The sequence below is a fragment of the Mesorhizobium sp. M0018 genome, assembly GCF_040323955.1.
In the GTDB taxonomy this organism is placed as follows: Bacteria; Pseudomonadota; Alphaproteobacteria; order Rhizobiales; family Rhizobiaceae; genus Mesorhizobium.
The window spans coordinates 1-587 of record NZ_JAMYVL010000093.1; the positions used below are offsets into that span (position 1 = coordinate 1).

At 64.4% G+C, this 587-nt stretch carries 1 pseudogene; it reads left to right on the plus strand.

Annotation, left to right across the window (positions count from 1 at the left end):
- Positions 1–39: 39 nt before the first annotated feature.
- Positions 40–587: pseudogene (locus tag NKJ81_RS32600) on the plus strand (transposase); the annotation flags it as partial.

Consider the following 587-nt stretch of genomic DNA (forward strand, 5'->3'; position numbering starts at 1 on the left):
TAAGCCGATCCGAACCATTTCCCGGAGACCACACCCACCATGAACGATCTTGCGCTGCCGCTGAGCGGTTTGTCATCAGTCGGCGGCAAGTCCGTCGTCGCCCGTTTCGACGGCGGCATGCTGTCGTCCAACAGCGGCGTTCTGGCCTTGGCCGAGGTGGAAAAGCGGTTGCGGGTGGCCGAGCGTCTGGCGCGTTGCATCGACGATCCGCGCTGCCCGGACCAGGTCGTCCACAGCCTGGCGGACATGATCGGCTTTCGCATGAAGATGATCGCCGCCGGCTACGAGGACGGCAACGACGCCAACCGGCTGCGCCGCGATCCGGTCTTCAAGATGACCCAGGATGCGCTGCCGTCGGGTCGGGATCTGGCGTCGCAATCGACGCTGTGCCGGCTGGAGAACCTACCCGGCGTGCGGGAGCTGGTCGCGATGGGACGGGCGATGGTCGATCTCTATTGCGCCTCGTTCCGCAGGTGCCGAAGCGGATCGTACTCGACATTGACGACACCTTCGACGCTGTGCACGGAGGCCAACAGCTTCGCCTGTTCAATGCCCACCATGACGAGTACGGCTTCCAGCCGATCGTC